Genomic DNA, 14,585 nt, shown 5'->3' with positions numbered 1-14,585 from the left:
CAGAGCCGTTTTCCGATGGAAAACGGATCCGACCCCGGTCAGTCGTGCAGCTGGCGCGGCTTCTTCCAGAACTGCCAGCGCTGACCACGGTCCAGCTGGAACTGCAGGCCGTCCTCGAAATCCAGCACCAGCCGCTGCAGTTCGCCACGCTTGAGCGCGGCCAGCAGCGGCCGGATCGCATCGTTGCCGAGCTGCTGCAGCGAACGCAGCTGGCGCAGATCAACCAGTGCATCCACCGCTTGTTCGCCATCCACGGCCACACCGGCCGCCAGGGCCAGGCCCTGCAGCAGCGCGTCGCGGCTGCGCACCTGCGCGTGTGGGGTGCTGACCGACACCGGCATCACGCCACCGCCCCAGAACCACAGCGAATTGATCGGCTGTTGTCCCTGCGCGGCGCGCTGCTGGTTCCAGGAATGGTTGTGCAGCAGCACCTGCGCCTCGGTCATCAGCGCCCGCCAGCGGCGGCCGCCCTCGCCTTCCGGCAGGTGCGAGAACAGGTCATCACCCAGCACCTCGTCGGGGCTGTCGAAGTCCGGCAGCTCGCTGTCGATCGGCAGCCGCAGGTACCAGCGCGAGGGATCGGGTGCGTCGAGCACGAAGCCGGCATCTGCAAACAGCGGCTGCAGCACCGGCAGCAACGCCAGGCTGTCGGCCAGCGTAGGCCGCAGCGTTTCGCCGTAGGCCATCATCCGCGCGCCATGCATGTCCGGCACCATGCAGGCCGGATCGGCACGCAGCCAGCTGGCGCCGGCGGCATCGCCGACGTCGCGCTGACGGGTCAGCGCGGCCACCGGCCAGTGCGACGCGGCAACCGAGAAATGGCGTGTCAGCTGCGCGCGTTCGCCTGGCGCGACCTGCACCGTGGTGGCACGGCCGAGCGCACGTGCCACATCGTCCGGCAACGCAGCCGCGGCAAAGCGGCTGCGAGCAGGCAACAGCAGGGTCGCCGTCGCCACGTGGTCAGTCCACGTAGCTGACGCTGACGATCTCGTACTCGCGTTGGCCGGCCGGGGCGTCGATCACAATCGAATCACCTTCCAGCTTGCCGATCATCGCGCGCGCCACTGGTGAGGAAATCGCGATCAGGCCCTGCTTGATGTCCGCTTCCAGGTCGCCGACGATCTGGTACTTCTTCTCTTCGTCGGTTTCCACGTCGGCCAGCGTCACGCTGGCGCCGAACACCACCTTGGAGCCGGCATTGAGCTTGCTCACGTCGATGATCTCGGCGTGCGACAGCTCGCCCTCCAGCTGCTTGATGCGGCCTTCGATGAAGCCCTGTTCCTCGCGCGCGGCGTGGTACTCGGCATTCTCCTTCAGGTCACCGTGCTCACGCGCTTCGGCGATGGCCGCAATGACCTTCGGGCGCTTGACCGACTTCAGGTGATCCAGTTCGTCGCGCAGCTTCTGCGCGCCCTTCATCGTGATCGGGGCTCTCATGCATTCAACTCCTTGTGCAGCTCCTGCAGCGACCAGACGGGGCCGGTGCCGCGGAATTCCAGTGAATCCACCAGCGCCTTGGCGCCGGCAATGGTGGTCGAGTAGGTGACGCGATGCTGCAGCGCCTCGCGACGGATCGAGAACGAGTCGTTGATCGCCGAGCGACCTTCGGTCGTGTTGACGATGTAGACAATCTCGCCGTTCTTGATCGAGTCGACGATGTGCGGACGGCCTTCCACCACCTTGTTGATGATCTCGCAGTCCATGCCGTGCTGCTGCAGCCACGCGGCGGTGCCACGGGTCGCGATCAGGCTGTAGCCACGCGCCAGCAGCGCCTTGGCCACCGGCAGCACGCGCTTCTTGTCCGGGTCGCGCACCGAAACGAAGGCCTTGCCGACCGGCGGTGCCTTGATGCCACCGGCTTCCTGCGCACGCGCGAAGGCGGCGTTGAAGGTGCGGCCCACGCCCATCACCTCACCGGTGGAGCGCATCTCCGGCCCGAGGATCGGGTCGACGCCCTGGAACTTGGCGAACGGGAAGATCGCTTCCTTCACCGAGTAGTAGTCCGGCACGATTTCCTTGGTCGCGCCCTGCTCGGCCAGGCTCTTGCCCGCCATGCAACGGGCAGCGATCTTCGCCAGCGGCATGCCGGTGGCCTTGGACACGAACGGCACGGTGCGCGAGGCACGCGGGTTCACTTCCAGCAGATAGATGGTGTCGGCACCCTCGTCACTGGTCTGGATCGCGAACTGGGTGTTCATCAGGCCGACCACGTTCAGGGCCTTCGCCAGCTCCACCACCTGGCGGCGCAGTTCGGCCTGGGTTTCAGCCGACAGCGAGTACGGCGGCAGCGAGCACGAGGAATCGCCCGAGTGCACGCCGGCTTCTTCGATGTGCTCCATTACGCCGCCGATCAGGACGTTGCCCTGGGCATCGGCGATGATGTCGACATCGCACTCCACCGCGTTGTCGAGGAAGCGGTCCAGCAGCACCGGCGAATCGTTGGACACCTTCACCGCGTCGCGCACGTAGCGGGCCAGGTCGGCTTCGCCGTAGACGATTTCCATGGCACGGCCGCCCAGCACGTAGCTCGGGCGCACCACCAGCGGGTAGCCGATCTCGCGGGCCAGCAGCAGGGCTTCCTGATCATTGCGGGCGATGCGGTTCGGCGGCTGCTTCAGCCCCAGCCTGTCGACCAGCTGCTGGAAGCGCTCGCGGTCTTCGGCCAGGTCGATCGAGTCCGGGCTGGTGCCGATCACCGGCACGCCGTTGGCTTCCAGCGCGCGCGCCAGCTTCAGCGGGGTCTGGCCGCCGTACTGCACGATCACGCCCTTCGGCTGTTCCAGTTCGACGATCTCCAGCACGTCTTCCAGGGTCAGCGGCTCGAAGTACAGGCGGTCGGAGGTGTCGTAGTCGGTCGACACGGTTTCCGGGTTGCAGTTGACCATGATGGTTTCATAGCCATCCTCGCGCAGCGCCAGCGCCGCGTGCACGCAGCAGTAGTCGAACTCGATGCCCTGGCCGATGCGGTTCGGGCCACCGCCCAGGATCATGATCTTGTCGCGGTTGCTCGGCGCGGCCTCGCACTCGTCCTCGTAGGTCGAGTACAGGTAGGCGGTACCGGTGGAGAATTCACCGGCACAGGAGTCCACGCGCTTGTAGACCGGGCGCACCTTGTGCGCACGACGCAGCGCGCGGATGGCGGCTTCGTTGGTGCCGGTCAGCTGCGCCAGGCGCGCGTCGGAGAAGCCAGCGCGCTTCAGCTTGCGCAGGCGTGCGGCATCCAGCGCATCGATGCCACCGGCGGCGACTTCGCCTTCCGCCGCGATGATTTCCTCGATCTGGTCCAGGAACCAGTGATCGATGAATGACAGTGCGTAGATCTCTTCCACGCTCATGCCGGCGCGGAACGCATCGGCCACATAGAACAGGCGCTCCGGGCCCGGCGCCTTCAGCTCGCGACGCAGGGTCTGCAGGTCGTCTTCGTTGCCCAGGTCCAGACCGGTCGGGTCGAAGCCGACCTTGCCGGTTTCCAAGCCACGCAGGGCCTTCTGCACCGACTCCTGGAAGGTGCGGCCCATCGCCATCACCTCGCCCACCGACTTCATCTGGGTGGTCAGGCGGGCATCGGCGGCCGGGAACTTCTCGAAGGCGAAGCGCGGGATCTTGGTGACGACGTAGTCGATGGACGGCTCGAACGAGGCTGGGGTCAGGCCGCCGGTGATTTCGTTCTTCAGTTCGTCCAGGGTGTAGCCCACGGCCAGCTTGGCGGCGACCTTGGCGATCGGGAAGCCGGTGGCCTTGGAAGCCAGCGCCGACGAACGCGACACGCGCGGGTTCATCTCGATGACGACCACGCGGCCGGTCTTCGGGTTGATGCCGAACTGCACGTTCGAGCCACCGGTATCGACGCCGATCTTGCGCAGCACGGCGATGGAGGCATCGCGCAGGCGCTGGTACTCCTTGTCGGTCAGGGTCTGCGCCGGCGCCACGGTGATCGAGTCACCGGTGTGCACGCCCATCGGGTCCAGGTTCTCGATCGAGCAGACGATGATGCAGTTGTCCGCGGTATCGCGGACCACTTCCATCTCGAATTCCTTCCAGCCCAGCACCGACTCTTCCACCAGCACTTCGGTGGTCGGCGACAGCTCCAGGCCGCGGCTGACGATCTCGACCAGCTCTTCGCGGTTGTAGGCGATGCCGCCACCGCTGCCGCCCAGGGTGAAGCTGGGGCGGATGATGGTCGGATAGCCGACGCGGGTCTGGATTTCCAGCGCTTCGTCCAGGGTGTGGGCGACGGCGGCGGTCGGGCACTCCAGGCCGATCTCACCCATGGCCACGCGGAACAGCTCGCGGTCTTCGGCCATGCGGATCGCTTCGCGCTTGGCGCCGATCAGCTCGACGTTGTACTTCTCCAGCACGCCGTTATCGGCCAGGTCCAGCGCGCAGTTCAGCGCGGTCTGGCCACCCATGGTCGGCAGCAGCGCATCGGGCTTTTCCTTGGCGATGATCTTCTCGACCGTCTGCCAGTTGATCGGCTCGATGTAGACGGCGTCGGCCATCTCCGGGTCGGTCATGATCGTGGCCGGGTTGCTGTTGACCAGCACCACGCGGTAACCCTCGTCACGCAGGGCCTTGCAGGCCTGGGCACCGGAGTAGTCGAACTCGCAGGCCTGGCCGATGACGATCGGGCCAGCACCGATGATGAGGATGGTCTTGAGGTCAGTGCGCTTGGGCATTTTCTTCTCTAAGTCAGTACAGCGTGACAAGGGGGAGTGATCGCACGCTGTCGATCAGGAATCTTGATCCGCAGCGCCGCGCCAGTGGCAGCAGCGATGCGGGGTTTACGGTCCATCGCGACGCCACCGGGGGGCCGGCGGCGTACTGATCACGCCTTGGCCTGCTCCATCAGCGCCACGAAACGGTCGAACAGCGGACCGACGTCGTGCGGGCCCGGCGATGCTTCCGGGTGGCCCTGGAACGAGAACGCCGGCACGTCGGTGCGGGCGACGCCCTGGTTGGTGCCGTCGAACAGCGAACGGTGGGTCACGCGCAGGGTCGGCGGCAGGGTTGCTTCGTCGATCGCGAAACCGTGGTTCTGCGAGGTGATCATCACCCGGCCGCTGTCCAGGTCCTGCACCGGGTGGTTGGCACCGTGGTGGCCGTGGCCCATCTTCATGGTCTGCGCGCCCGAGGCCAGGCCCAGCAGCTGGTGGCCCAGGCAGATGCCGAAGGTCGGGATCTTCACGTCGATGAAGGTCCTGATCGCTTCGATGGCGTAGTCGCACGGTTCCGGGTCACCCGGGCCGTTGGACAGGAACACGCCGTCCGGCTTCAGCGCCAGCACTTCGGCGGCCGGGGTCTGCGCCGGCACCACGGTCACTTCGCAACCGCGCTCGGCCAGCATGCGCAGGATGTTGGTCTTCACGCCGAAGTCGTAGGCCACGACCTTGAACCGGGCCGGCACGCTGACGAAGGCGTTGGCATCCAGGTCCAGCTGGCCCTCGGTCCAGGTGTAGGTCTTCTCGGTAGTGACGACCTTGGCCAGATCCATGCCCTTCAGCCCCGGGAACTTGCGGGCGGCTTCCAGTGCCTTTTCCACGTCGATGTCGCCGGCCATCAGCGCACCGTTCTGCGCGCCCTTCTCGCGCAGGATGCGGGTCAGCTTGCGGGTGTCGATGCCGGCGATGGCGACCACGCCACGCTGGATGAGCCAGTCCTGCAGCGACACCTGGCTGCGCCAGTTGCTGGGACGGCGCGGAACGTCGCGCACGATCAGGCCGGCCGACCACACCTTGGACGCTTCATCGTCCTGGTCGGTCATGCCGGTGTTGCCGATATGCGGATAGGTCAGCGTGACCATCTGCCGGGCGTAGGACGGGTCGGTCAACACTTCCTGATAGCCGGTCATGGCGGTGTTGAACACCACTTCACCGACGGACAGGCCGGGCGCGCCTACGGATTCGCCCTCGAATACGGTGCCGTCTTCGAGGACGAGGATTGCGGCTTGGGTCACGGGAATCTCACTTTGGCTACCGAGGGGGCTGCCGAAGTCACGCCTGCGCTTCACGGAAATCCGGTTGCAAAAAAGCGCGGACGTACGGTCTGGGACCGGTCCGGCTTTCGTGATTCGGCGAGTGCGAATTGTAGCGCTGCCGGGGCGCTCGCGCCAGCGGTTATCGCGCTTCATGAACAGGCAATTGCGCATTCATTTCAATCCGGCTCGGTATGCGGCACCCGCTACCCGGTAGTGCCGGCCGCTGGCCGGCAATCCATGGCGTCCCGTCACCCAAGGTTGCCGGCCAGCGGCCGGCACTACCGCCTTAAGCCAGCAGGTCCCGCACCCGGTAGCTGCCCGGGGCCCGGCCCCGCAGCCGGCGGGCGGCGAACAGGGCGCCGCGGGCGAAGATGTCGCGGTTGGTGGCCCGGTGTACCAGCTCGATGCGCTCGCCCAGCCCGGTGAACTGCACCAGGTGCTCGCCGACGATGTCGCCGGCGCGCAGGCTGGCGTAATGCGGCTCCGCCCCGCCCCGCTGCGCGGCCGCGCCCAGGGTCAGTGCAGTGCCCGATGGCGCGTCCTTCTTCTGGGTGTGGTGCGATTCGACGATGTCGCAGTCCCAGCCAGCCAGCGCCTGTGCCGCGCGCTCGACCAGCTCGTCCAGTACCGCCACGCCCAGGCTGAAGTTCGAGGCCCATACCAGCGGGATCTTCGCCGCTGCCGCATCCAACGCCTGGCGCTGCGTGCTGGAAATACCGGTGGTACCCGACACCAGCCCTGCCCCGCGATCCACGCACAGCGCCAGCAGCGGGTCGAAGCCCTCCGGCAGGCTGAAGTCAATGGCCACGTCGAACACCGGCGCACCGGGCAGTTCGCTGGCCGCGAAGAACGGCACACCGTCGATTACGCGCTGGGCCGGCGCGCGGCCGGTCACGGCGGCCACGATCTGCAGGGTTTCGGAATGTTCGGCGGCCAGCCGCAGCAGGGCTTGGCCCATGCGCCCGGAGGCACCGTGAATGAGCAATCGCAGGGGAGTCTGGTTCATGCCTGCAGGCTAGCGGCAGCACGCCCGCTCCGGCAAGCGCCATCGCTGCGATGCTGCTTGCCCCTGCGGTGACGGGTTTGCCACTGGACGCGGCAACGCTCCCCTTCAAGTCTGTGGCCCTTCCCTCAGCCCGGTCAAAACCCATGAAATCCTCGACCGTCTTCAGCAAATGCGCCAGGAAGACCGGTTATGCCGGGACATCGACCACGCGCTACCGCTTGCTGGATGCCGCCCTGCTTGTCGTTAATCACCAGCGCGCCAGCGAAAGCCGGGGCTTCTATGTGAATGCTGGACTCTACTTTCCAGAGCTGCTCGCATATCCCCTCGCGCCTGACGATCTTGAAACGGCTTTCCGGTACCGCTCCAGCATTCCCACGCCCCATGTCGACTGGCGGATCGAAGAAACGCCAGGCCTGCGCCGGACCTTCATCCAGCAGGACCTTGAAGATCTGCTGGAGGCCGGCAACCGCGACGCGTTGAAGGCCCTGCTGCTCGATGCCCTGGCCGACGTGGCGGGTTTCGCAGCAGCCCATGGAAACCGCGAATCGGTGCGGCGATTGAATCAGGACGGGAACTTCCGCGCGATCATCCGCAGAGAGGTCTGAACCCTGGAAAGCGTGCGGGTCGAAAGTTCGCACCCTCCGGACAGCCGCGGTCCAGCATGGCTGGACGCTACTTCTTGGTCGGCCCGCAGCTGTCGCACCCCCCACAGGCACCGTTACCACCGCTGGCCGGCGGCGCGATCTTCCGCCCCAGCGCCTGCAGCCAGGCCGCGCGACCCGGCTTCAGCAGGGCCAGCGCCAAGGCCCCGCGCAGCGTGCGCACGGTGCCCGGGAACTGCTTCTTCAGCACCACCCAGGCACTGACCAGCACGGCCACCGCGATGATCAGGTACTGGATCAGCAGCCCGGTATCCATCAGCCGCCTCCCAGCGCCTTGGTCACCTGGTAGGTGATCAGCGCGGCCACGTAAGCCGCGGCAAACAGGTAGAACGCGGCAAAGCCCATCTGCTTCCACGAGTTGGTCTCGCGCTTGATGGTCGCCAGCGTCGAGATGCACATCGGGGCGTAGATGTACCAGACCAGCAGCGACAGGGCCGTGGCCAGCGACCAGCCATCGCTGATCAACGGGGTCAGCGCCTGGCTGGCGGCATCGTCATCGGCGGCCGACAGCGCATACACGGTGGCCAGCGACGATACCGCCACCTCACGCGCGGCCAGGCCCGGGATCAGCGCGATGCAGATCTGCCAGTTGAAGCCCAGCGGTGCGAAGAACACCGCCATCGCATGGCCGATCCGGCCGGCGTAGCTGTAGTCGATGGCCGGCATCGTGGCATCGGCCGGGGCCGCCGGGAACGACAGCAGCACCCACAGCAGGATGGTCAGCGCCAGGATGATGCCACCGACACGCTTGAGGAAGATCATGCCGCGCTCATACAGGCCAACCGCCAGGTCACGCACATGTGGCAGGCGGTACGACGGCAGCTCCAGCATCAGCGGATGCTCGCTCTTGTCGCGGCGCCACTTCTTCATGATCCACGACATCGCCAGCGCACTGAGGATGCCGGCGGCGTACAGGCCGAACAGGACCAGGCCCTGCTGGTTGAATACCCCCCACACCGTCTTCTGCGGAATGAATGCACCGATCAGCAGGGCGTACACCGGCAGGCGCGCCGAGCAGGTCATCAGCGGTGCGACCAGGATGGTGGCCAGGCGGTCACGCGGGTCCTGGATGCTGCGCGTGGACATGATGCCCGGCACCGCGCAGGCGAAGCTGGACAGCAGCGGGATGAACGAGCGGCCGGACAGGCCGGCGGCGGCCATCATGCGGTCGAGCAGGAACGCCGCACGTGGCAGGTAGCCGGATTCCTCCAGCACCAGGATGAAGAAGAACAGGATCAGGATCTGCGGCAGGAACACCACCACGCCACCGACGCCGGCGATGATGCCGTCGGTCAGCAGGCTGGCCAGCGGACCCTCCGGCAACACGCTGCCAACGAGAGCACCGAGCCAGGCGAAGCCAGCCTCGATGCCATCCATCAACGGCGTCGCCCAGGCGTACACCGCCTGGAAGATCAGGAACATCACCACTGCAAGGCTGATCAGCCCGAACACCGGGTGCAGCAGCCAGCGGTCCAGCGCGTCGTCGATCTTCGCGGTCCGCGCCGGCATCCGCACGGCGACCGACAGGATCTCGCGCACCTTGGCGTGGTAGTCGATGCCACCTTCCGGGCCGGGCACCGGCGCATCCAGGTGCGGCACCATCGCATCGAGGCGCTCGACCAGGGCCTTGGCACCCTGCTTGCGCACCGCCACGGTCTCCACCACCGGTACGCCCAGCTCGCGCTCCAGCGCGGCCACGTCCACCTGGATGCCACGGCGCTGGGCCGCATCGACCATGTTCAGGGCGACCACCATCGGCTTGCCCAGCTCACGCAGCTCCAGCGCGAAGCGCAGGTGCAGGCGCAGGTTGGTGGCGTCGATCACGCACAGCAGCACGTCCGGCGCAGCTTCGCCCGGGTAGAAGCCCCGGCACAGGTCACGGGTGATCGCCTCGTCCAGGCTGGCCGGATGCAGGCTGTAGGCGCCCGGCAGGTCGAGCACGGCGAATTCGCGGCCGGACGGCGCACGCAGGCGGCCTTCCTTGCGCTCGACGGTGACGCCGGTGTAGTTGGCGACCTTCTGCCGGCTGCCGGTCAGCTGGTTGAACAGCGCGGTCTTGCCGCTGTTGGGGTTGCCGACCAGCGCGATGCGCAGCGGTGAGGCGGAGACAGTGGCGGTCATGCGCGTCGTTCCTGACTGACGGCGTCGACCACGACGCGCTTGGCTTCACTGATCCGCAGCGCGAACCGGGTGAACCCGACCTGCACCAGCAGCGGCTCGCCCCCCACCGGGCCCTTGGCCACCAGGCGTACTTCCTCGCCATTCACGAAACCCAGCTCGCGCAGGCGGCGGGCAATGGCATCGTTGGCATGCAGGTCCTGCACGGACTCGACCACGGCCGAGGTGTGCAGCGGCAGTTCGGACAGCGTCATCTAGCGTGTTCTCTGCTGGATGTAAATGGTTCTCGATTCTAACATTCCCGCGTCGCGTCATGGCCCATGACCAATGGCCCGCTATGATCCATACAGGTATGGAGTGACCCTGGAATCCCATGAACGATGCTTTGCAGATCGAGCGCCGTGGCGCTGTCCTCACCCTCTGGCTGAACCGGCCGGAGCTGCACAACGCCTTTGACGCCAGCCTGATCGCCCGGCTGACTGCCGCACTGGAAGCCGCCGGCGGCGATGATTCGGTCCGGGCCGTGGTGGTCGCCGGTCACGGCGCTTCCTTCTCGGCCGGTGCCGACATGCAGTGGATGCGCGGCATGGCCGCCGCCAGCGAGGCCGACAACCGCGAGGACTCGCTTGCCCTGGCGCGGCTGATGCGCACCCTGGACGAGCTGCCCAAGCCGACCCTGGCCCGGGTCCACGGCGCGGCCTTCGGTGGCGGCGTCGGCCTGGTTGCCTGCTGCGACATTGCCATCGCCAGCACTGCGGCCCGCTTCGGCCTGACCGAAAGCCGCCTGGGCCTGCTGCCCGCCGTCATCTCGCCCTACGTGATCGAGGCCATCGGCCCGCGCCAGGCCCGTCGCTGGTTCGCCACCGGCGAGCACTTCGATGCCGACACCGCGCTGCGCATCGGCCTGGTCCATCAACTGGTCGAACCCGAGCGCCTGGACGAGGCGCTCGAACGCCAGCTGGCGCTGCTCGACAAGGCCGGCCCGATCGCCTCGTCCACCGCCAAGCAGCTGGTGCGGCAGGTCCGCGACAGCCATGACCGCGACGCACTGGATCGCGATAATGCGGCCCTGATCGCGCGCCTGCGGGTCTCCGCCGAGGGCCAGGAAGGCCTGGGCGCCTTCCTCGACAAGCGCGCCCCCCACTGGGTCACGGAAGCCTGAACATGCTCGATCATCTTGGTTTGACCAGCGCCGACCTGGCGCGCAGCAGGACCTTCTTCCTGCAGGCACTGGCGCCGCTGCAGATCGGCGTGGTGATGGAAGTGACCGCCGAACAGACCGGCGACCACGACCACGTCGGCTTCGGCAGCGACGGCAAGCCGTTCTTCTGGCTCGGCAATGGCGGCACCGCCAGTCACGGCGTACACGTGGCCTTCGCCTGCGCCAGCCGTGCGCAGGTGGATGCCTTCCATGCCGCCGCGCTCGCCGCCGGCGGCCGCGACAACGGCGCGCCGGGCCTGCGCCCGTGGTATCACCCGGATTACTACGCGGCCTTCGTGCTCGACCCGGACGGCAACAACATCGAAGCGGTCTGCCACCGCCCCGCCGATGGGGCAGCCGCATGAGCGATTACGTCCGCATCGTCGAGGTCGGCCCGCGTGACGGCCTGCAGAACGAAAAGCAGTCGGTGTCCACCGCCGACAAGATCGAACTGATCAACCGCCTGTCGGCCACCGGCCTGCGCAGCATCGAGGCGACCAGCTTCGTCAGCCCGAAGTGGATCCCGCAACTGGCCGACGCCGCCAAGGTCTATGCCGGCATCCAGCGCAGGCCGGGTGTCCACTACCCGGTGCTGGTACCGAACGAACAGGGCTACGACCGCGCCCGTGCGGTCGGCGTCGAGGAGGTGGCGGTATTCACTGCCGCGTCCGAGGCGTTCAACCGCACCAATACCAATGCCGGCATCGACGAGTCGCTCGCCCGGTTCGAGCCCATCCTGCGCCGCGCCGCCGCCGATGGCGTGCGCGTGCGCGGCTACGTCTCCACCGTGCTCGGCTGCCCCTACCAGGGCGAGGTCCCGCTGGCCGACGTGGTGCGCGTGGCGCGCGCGCTGCACCAGATGGGCTGTTACGAAATCTCGCTGGGCGACACCATCGGCGTCGGCACCCCGCGCAAGGCACGGGCGATGCTGCAGGCGGTGGCGGCCGAGATTCCGATGGACGCATTGGCCGTGCACTTCCACGACACCTACGGCCAGGCCATCGCCAACATCGCCACCTGCCTGGAAGAAGGCGTGCGCGTGGTCGACAGTGCCGTCTCCGGCGCCGGTGGCTGCCCGTATGCGAAGGGCGCCAGCGGCAACGTCGCCAGCGAGGACGTGGTCTATCTGCTGCAGGGCCTGGGCCTGGACAGCGGCGTGGACCTGCCGGCACTGGCCGAGACCGGCCGCTGGCTGGCCGGCCTGCTCGGTCGCGCTACCGCCAGCCGCACCGGGCAGGCGCTGGCCGCCGCAGGTTGACCGCCGCACTGCGCCGCCCTGCTGCGGCGGCGCAGTGCACAACAGCGACGGTCGCAGCTTCCGTTAGAATCGGCGGTTCTCGAACCTGCAGGACCGTTCAATGCAGCTGTCTTCCGTACGTGCCGTGATCACTGGCGGCGTCTCCGGCCTCGGCCTGGCCGTGGCCCAGCACCTCGTCGCCCAGGGCGGCAAGGTGGCCCTGTTCGACCTCAACGACGCCAAGGGCGCCGCCGCCGTTGCCGATCTGGGTGCCGACAACGCCCGCTATTTCAACGTCAACGTCAGCGATGAGGCCGCCGTGGCTGCGGCCATCGACCAGGCCCACGATTTCCTCGGCGGCCTGAACGTGGCGATGAACTGCGCCGGCATCCTCGGCGCCGGCCGCGTGCTGGGCAAGGAAGGCCCGATGCCGCTGGCCGGCTTCCAGGGCACGGTGATGGTCAACCTGGTCGGCAGCTTCAACGTGGCCAAGGCCGCGGCCAACCGCATGCAGCACAACGAGGCCGGCATCGATGGCGAGCGCGGGGTGATCATCAACACCGCCAGCATCGCCGCCTATGAAGGCCAGATCGGACAGGCCGCCTATGCCGCCAGCAAGGGCGGCGTGGTGTCGATGACGCTGCCGATGGCACGCGAACTGTCGCGCTTCGGCATCCGCGTCAATACGATTGCTCCCGGCGTGTTTTGGACGCCGATGGTGGACGGCATGCCCGAAGCCGTGCAGCAGTCGCTGGCCGCCTCGATTCCGTTCCCGTCGCGCCTGGGCAAGCCGGAAGACTTCGCCAGCCTGGTCGGCTTCATCCTCGGCAACACCTACCTCAACGGCGAGACCATCCGCCTGGACGGCGCTACCCGCCTCGCTCCGAAGTGATTCCCCACGGGCGCCGGGACGGCGCCCTCCCCCAACGACCTAGATCACCATGAAAGCCAACGACATCAAGAAGGGCAACGTCGTCGAGTACAACAACGGCGTGTACCAGATCCGCGACATCGAGCGCAGCTCGCCGCAGGGTCGCGGCGGCAACGTCCGCTTCCGCTTCATCATGTACAGCGTGCCGGGCGGCAACAAGCTCGACGCCAGCTTCGATGCCGACGACAACCTGGTCGAGGTCGAACTGCTGCGCCGCCAGTCCACCTATTCGTACAAGGACGGCGATGCCTTCGTGTTCCTCGATGACGAGGACTACACCCCGTACACCCTGGACGCGGACGTGATCGGCGATGACGCCGGTTACATCACCGACGGCCTGACCGGCATCTACGTGCAGGTGATCGACGAGCAGCCGGTGGCGATCCAGCTGCCGGCCTCCGTGGTGCTGGAAGTGATCGAGACGCCGCCGGAACTGAAGGGTGGCACCGCCACCAAGCGCCCGAAGCCGGCCAAGCTCAACACCGGCATCGAGATCATGGTGCCGGAGTACATCGTCAACGGCGAGCGCGTGCTGGTGAACACCGCCACCGGCGAATTCGCCGGCCGTGCCGACTAAGCATCCTGCGCCGATCGCCTGCCGATCACTGCCTGCGGCAAGTTCGCCGCAGGCAGCAAGCAGCGCATCGCTGACAGCAGTTGTGTAGAGCCGAGCCCGCGCTCGGCTGCAGTGCCTGTGCAGAGCACAACGCAGCCGAGCGTGGGCTCGGCTCTACAGAGGGCCTACGGCTGCTTCGCGCCGAAATTGCCGCAGCCGTGGTACTGGCGGGTACCGACGGTCAGCATCGCCTTGGCCTCGAATGCCTCGCCGCTCATGTCATCCTGGCAGGTGGTGCGCTGGAAGCTGAGCTTGACGTCGGTGCCGTCGGACGCCTTCCCGCTCCATCCATCAGCGCCCTGGGTGGGCTTGGCCACGTCAAAGCGGCGCTCGCCGTAGTCAACTTCCACCTGCAGGCCCGGCATATCGCCATCGACGACTGCAAGCCATCCGGGTTCATTGCCGGTGGCACGGAACGCGGCATTGCCGGCGCTGCCATCGCCTTCGGCAGCTTCCACCGCATGGCACTCGCGATCCGGCTCGCCCTTCAGGCTCAGCAGGCCATCATCGCTGCCCTTGGTCCAGAAGCTGTTGCCAAGGCCATCGTTGTATTTGGCGCCCGATGCCGCGCGCTCGGAGGTCATGGCGAAGCGACGCTCGCCGATTACCAGCGTGGCAGCATCCTCGCCATTGAATGTCGCGACCACACTCAGATCACCACACTGGTAGGCGGTCTCGCTGCCACCTTCCGTGTTGGCGCTCGGCTGCGGCGTGGCAGGCGAGGCGTCATTGCTGCCCGCCGCGGGTGCCTGGGCCGGCTGGCACGCGGCCAGGACCAACCCCAGGGAGGCTGCCAACAGACTGGGGACTACACGCATGGCTCGACTCCTTGTCGACACT

At 67.2% G+C, this 14,585-nt stretch carries 15 protein-coding genes; 6 read left to right on the top strand and 9 right to left on the bottom strand.

Going from position 1 to position 14,585, the window contains the following annotated elements:
• Positions 1-38 precede the first annotated feature (38 nt).
• From ACZ75I_RS08985 to ACZ75I_RS08965, 5 genes are all read right to left on the bottom strand, one after another.
• On the bottom strand, positions 39-956 hold the full coding sequence (locus ACZ75I_RS08985) for a phosphoglycerate mutase (protein ID WP_180870800.1): 918 nt from the start codon (positions 954-956) through the stop codon (positions 39-41).
• A 4-nt stretch (positions 957-960) separates the two neighbouring features.
• Positions 961-1,425, bottom strand: coding sequence for a transcription elongation factor GreA (gene greA / locus ACZ75I_RS08980; protein ID WP_181453298.1), 465 nt, complete (start codon positions 1,423-1,425; stop codon positions 961-963).
• 8 nt (positions 1,426-1,433) lie between these two features.
• Positions 1,434-4,676 carry a carbamoyl-phosphate synthase large subunit gene (gene carB / locus ACZ75I_RS08975; RefSeq protein WP_472958996.1) on the bottom strand — a complete coding sequence of 1,081 codons (3,243 nt, stop codon included), beginning with the start codon at positions 4,674-4,676 and terminating at the stop codon, positions 1,434-1,436.
• 149 nt (positions 4,677-4,825) lie between these two features.
• A complete protein-coding gene (carA, locus tag ACZ75I_RS08970) occupies positions 4,826-5,953 on the bottom strand; it encodes a glutamine-hydrolyzing carbamoyl-phosphate synthase small subunit (RefSeq protein WP_061479270.1) in 1,128 nt (375 codons plus the stop codon).
• A gap of 307 nt (positions 5,954-6,260) precedes the next feature.
• Positions 6,261-6,932, bottom strand: a complete 672-nt coding sequence (locus ACZ75I_RS08965; protein WP_346476403.1) for a 4-hydroxy-tetrahydrodipicolinate reductase — start codon at positions 6,930-6,932, stop codon at positions 6,261-6,263.
• Between the two features lie 191 nt (positions 6,933-7,123).
• On the opposite strand from ACZ75I_RS08965, the gene ACZ75I_RS08960 reads away from it, so the two are divergent.
• On the top strand, positions 7,124-7,585 hold the full coding sequence (locus tag ACZ75I_RS08960) for a DUF4304 domain-containing protein (protein WP_072168998.1): 462 nt from the start codon (positions 7,124-7,126) through the stop codon (positions 7,583-7,585).
• Positions 7,586-7,652: 67 nt separating this feature from the next.
• Here ACZ75I_RS08960 and ACZ75I_RS08955 read toward each other — a convergent pair whose 3' ends face one another.
• From ACZ75I_RS08955 to ACZ75I_RS08945, 3 genes are read right to left on the bottom strand one after another with little or no spacing between them, the layout of a single operon-like run.
• Positions 7,653-7,898, bottom strand: coding sequence for a DUF6587 family protein (locus ACZ75I_RS08955; RefSeq protein WP_346476404.1), 246 nt, complete (start codon positions 7,896-7,898; stop codon positions 7,653-7,655).
• Positions 7,898-9,763 (bottom strand): ferrous iron transporter B, encoded by a 1,866-nt coding sequence (gene feoB / locus ACZ75I_RS08950; RefSeq protein WP_138953578.1) that lies wholly within the window; start codon positions 9,761-9,763, stop codon positions 7,898-7,900. Before feoB ends, ACZ75I_RS08955 begins: the two co-directional genes overlap by 1 nt.
• Positions 9,760-10,014, bottom strand: coding sequence for a FeoA family protein (locus ACZ75I_RS08945; RefSeq protein ID WP_049464336.1), 255 nt, complete (start codon positions 10,012-10,014; stop codon positions 9,760-9,762). The genes feoB and ACZ75I_RS08945 overlap by 4 nt, the downstream gene beginning before the upstream one ends.
• A gap of 119 nt (positions 10,015-10,133) precedes the next feature.
• On the opposite strand from ACZ75I_RS08945, the gene ACZ75I_RS08940 reads away from it, so the two are divergent.
• The 5 genes from ACZ75I_RS08940 to yeiP all read left to right on the top strand — a co-directional run bounded on the left by ACZ75I_RS08940 (position 10,134) and on the right by yeiP (position 13,706).
• Positions 10,134-10,922, top strand: coding sequence for an enoyl-CoA hydratase/isomerase family protein (locus ACZ75I_RS08940; protein WP_061479265.1), 789 nt, complete (start codon positions 10,134-10,136; stop codon positions 10,920-10,922).
• Between the two features lie 2 nt (positions 10,923-10,924).
• The gene (locus tag ACZ75I_RS08935; protein WP_072169000.1) at positions 10,925-11,326 is read left to right on the top strand and encodes a VOC family protein; all 402 of its coding nucleotides are present in this window, start codon (positions 10,925-10,927) and stop codon (positions 11,324-11,326) included.
• The gene (locus tag ACZ75I_RS08930; RefSeq protein WP_180870815.1) at positions 11,323-12,219 is read left to right on the top strand and encodes a hydroxymethylglutaryl-CoA lyase; all 897 of its coding nucleotides are present in this window, start codon (positions 11,323-11,325) and stop codon (positions 12,217-12,219) included. The genes ACZ75I_RS08935 and ACZ75I_RS08930 overlap by 4 nt, the downstream gene beginning before the upstream one ends.
• 100 nt (positions 12,220-12,319) lie before the next feature.
• Positions 12,320-13,090 carry an SDR family oxidoreductase gene (locus ACZ75I_RS08925; RefSeq protein WP_180870817.1) on the top strand — a complete coding sequence of 257 codons (771 nt, stop codon included), beginning with the start codon at positions 12,320-12,322 and terminating at the stop codon, positions 13,088-13,090.
• A gap of 49 nt (positions 13,091-13,139) precedes the next feature.
• The gene (gene yeiP / locus ACZ75I_RS08920; RefSeq protein ID WP_005409468.1) at positions 13,140-13,706 is read left to right on the top strand and encodes an elongation factor P-like protein YeiP; all 567 of its coding nucleotides are present in this window, start codon (positions 13,140-13,142) and stop codon (positions 13,704-13,706) included.
• Between the two features lie 164 nt (positions 13,707-13,870).
• Here the strand turns inward: yeiP and ACZ75I_RS08915 are convergent, their stop codons facing one another.
• Entirely contained in the window at positions 13,871-14,563 is a 693-nt protein-coding gene (locus tag ACZ75I_RS08915; RefSeq protein WP_180870819.1) for a COG3650 family protein, read from the bottom strand.
• Positions 14,564-14,585: the final 22 nt, after the last annotated feature.

This window comes from Stenotrophomonas sp. X (genome assembly GCF_055721025.1).
Note: the sequence above shows the minus strand (reverse complement) of the source record. Positions and strands in the feature narration are given on the sequence as shown.

Coding starts and splice junctions, on each gene's coding strand:
- carB (WP_472958996.1), bottom strand. CDS start 4,676: ATGCCCAAGCGCACTGACCTCAAGACCATCCTCATCATCGGTGCTGGC.
- ACZ75I_RS08965 (WP_346476403.1), bottom strand. CDS start 6,932: ATGGGCCAAGCCCTGCTGCGGCTGGCCGCCGAACATTCCGAAACCCTG.
- ACZ75I_RS08960 (WP_072168998.1), top strand. CDS start 7,124: ATGAAATCCTCGACCGTCTTCAGCAAATGCGCCAGGAAGACCGGTTAT.
- ACZ75I_RS08955 (WP_346476404.1), bottom strand. CDS start 7,898: ATGGATACCGGGCTGCTGATCCAGTACCTGATCATCGCGGTGGCCGTG.
- feoB (WP_138953578.1), bottom strand. CDS start 9,763: ATGACCGCCACTGTCTCCGCCTCACCGCTGCGCATCGCGCTGGTCGGC.
- ACZ75I_RS08945 (WP_049464336.1), bottom strand. CDS start 10,014: ATGACGCTGTCCGAACTGCCGCTGCACACCTCGGCCGTGGTCGAGTCC.
- ACZ75I_RS08940 (WP_061479265.1), top strand. CDS start 10,134: ATGAACGATGCTTTGCAGATCGAGCGCCGTGGCGCTGTCCTCACCCTC.
- ACZ75I_RS08935 (WP_072169000.1), top strand. CDS start 10,925: ATGCTCGATCATCTTGGTTTGACCAGCGCCGACCTGGCGCGCAGCAGG.
- ACZ75I_RS08930 (WP_180870815.1), top strand. CDS start 11,323: ATGAGCGATTACGTCCGCATCGTCGAGGTCGGCCCGCGTGACGGCCTG.
- ACZ75I_RS08925 (WP_180870817.1), top strand. CDS start 12,320: ATGCAGCTGTCTTCCGTACGTGCCGTGATCACTGGCGGCGTCTCCGGC.
- yeiP (WP_005409468.1), top strand. CDS start 13,140: ATGAAAGCCAACGACATCAAGAAGGGCAACGTCGTCGAGTACAACAAC.
- ACZ75I_RS08915 (WP_180870819.1), bottom strand. CDS start 14,563: ATGCGTGTAGTCCCCAGTCTGTTGGCAGCCTCCCTGGGGTTGGTCCTG.